This is a genomic window from uncultured Nostoc sp., from assembly GCF_964245575.1.
Classification (GTDB): domain Bacteria; phylum Cyanobacteriota; class Cyanobacteriia; order Cyanobacteriales; family Nostocaceae; genus Nostoc.
In genome coordinates this window covers 1-2,125 of record NZ_CAXTNP010000528.1, presented here as the reverse complement: position 1 = coordinate 2,125, position 2,125 = coordinate 1, and the positions used below count along the sequence as shown (strand labels likewise).

Sequence of the window (2,125 nt, the reverse complement as noted above, 5' to 3'; positions counted from 1 at the left end):
CAAGTGTAATGTAATCGAAATATTGCTATTGTTATGAATGATGCGACTTTCTCTGAAACCACTTTTATTGACTATTTAATCGTTATTTTACAAATTATTAGTCGATAAACTTATATGCAGAAATTCAGAAAGATAATAAACCAATTATATCGACATTAGACGGAATACATTTAATAAAAATAACTGTAGTGAAAAGAGACTTTATTTATATTTAAGAGCCTTTTTTGAACAACCGCGAAAAATCATAAGAAGTCAATTTTTACCAACTTCAGTTTGATTATCCCCAAAATAGCAATGCTTATACAACTAAAACTTTTACTTGTAATGGAGACAGTTTACAGCTAAATTAATAACATTAAAAATACATTCATACCAAGTTTGCCAAAAGTGATACAATACGGTATGTAACATCCTGCGAGATTACATGGATGCTTATAAACATAGTTCTCCGTAAACGCTACAAAGTCGTAGAGCAATTGGGAAGTGGTGGATTTGGCGACACCTATTTGGCTCAGGACTTAGATTTACCTAGCAATCCTAAATGTGTCGTAAAACACCTGAAACCGAAAAACTTCAAGCCAGAAGTTTTGACGATCGCTAGACGATTATTTGAGAGTGAAGCAGAAGTTTTATATCGTTTAGGTAAGTTTAGCAACCAAATACCTAAACTATTCGGTCATTTTGAGGAAAATGGTGAATTTTATTTAGTGCAAGAATTTGTAGACGGGCATGATTTAACAGCAGAAATTATTCCTGGTTATCGATGGAGTGAAGGCAAAGTTGTTCAACTATTGCAACAGATTCTAGAAGTTTTGTCCGTGGTTCATCAACAGAATATTATCCACCGTGATATTAAACCTCAAAATTTAATGCGTCGCCTTGAGGATGGCAAAATTGTGCTGATTGACTTTGGAGCAGTTAAAGAAATTAAAGGTTTGGTAGCAAATTCTCAAGGTCAAGTTACTTCAACTATTGCTATTGGCTCTAATGGCTATATGCCAAATGAACAAGCTAATTCTAGACCAAAACTATGTAGTGATATTTATGCAGTAGGAGTGATTGGTATTCAAGCCTTGACAGGCAAATTACCTAAAGATTTCCAAGAAGACCCCAGCAATGGAGAAATAATTTGGCGAAATGAGGTAAATGTTAGCAATAAATTGGCTAATGTTATAACCAAAATGGTACGTTACAACTTTAGCCAGCGATACCAAACAGCAAGCGAGGCTTTGCAAGCACTGAGTTCTATATCTCCAGCACTATCAAAGTCAACAACGTCGTGGAAATTGCCATCTCACGAAAAAGTTTTAGTTGCAACTGGAGTAGGGGGAGGAATACTTGCAATACTTGTGTTAGCTCATTTTATTCTATTACGTACCAAAACGATTGAAAACTTTACTCAACTACCTTGCGATGCTGATCTATCTTTATTATCTTTACCACCATTACCAGACAAACTAGATAAACAGTTTAAAAATCGTACTAGATTTTATGGCTCTTTTGATCAGAATAATAAATTAACTGGCAAGGGAATCTTAGAATTTCCAAATGGTAATAGATATGATGGAGAGTTCAAAAACGGTAAACGTGCTGGTTGTGGAAGATATTCATACCTCCAGAAAGATAGCCCATATGAATATTATATAGGTCAATATGTAAACGACCAACCTGACGGTCTAGGAAGATTAAGATGGAAAAATGGGGATGAGTACAGAGGGAATTTCAAAGATAGCAAATGTGAGGGAGACGGAATATTTCAATCTGGCAGTGGATCTTCTAAAAGTGGAGTTTGGCAGAAAGGTGATCTGTTAAAACATAAGAATATATCATGTAATGAAGAATAAATATAAATATATTTTTATTTTGTAGTATTTTCAAATATTTAGATATCATTTTCATGATAAACTAACCGCAAAACATCATATCTCAAGGAATCAGGAAAAATGAATCAAAAGTCATCTAAAAAATCCCAATTTATATCTAGGGCAGTTTCTTTACTTTTTATCACTTCTTATTTCAGCTTCGCTATTATCCCACAAATAGTACTAGGGCAGCCTAGACAAGAGTCAACACCAACAGATACCACAACACCCTCTAATCAAATTACTCCAGATACCACAACACC

2 protein-coding genes and 1 pseudogene are annotated in these 2,125 nt (G+C 34.3%); all 3 read left to right on the top strand.

Going from position 1 to position 2,125, the window contains the following annotated elements:
* Positions 1-428: 428 nt before the first annotated feature.
* Positions 429-1,256 (top strand): annotated as a pseudogene (locus ACFFAP_RS38060) (protein kinase); the annotation flags it as partial.
* 93 nt (positions 1,257-1,349) lie between these two features.
* On the top strand, positions 1,350-1,844 hold the full coding sequence (locus tag ACFFAP_RS38055) for a hypothetical protein (protein ID WP_375516042.1): 495 nt from the start codon (positions 1,350-1,352) through the stop codon (positions 1,842-1,844).
* A 99-nt stretch (positions 1,845-1,943) separates the two neighbouring features.
* Positions 1,944-2,125: hypothetical protein (locus tag ACFFAP_RS38050; RefSeq protein ID WP_375516041.1), on the top strand; the 182-nt coding region annotated here is incomplete at its 3' end.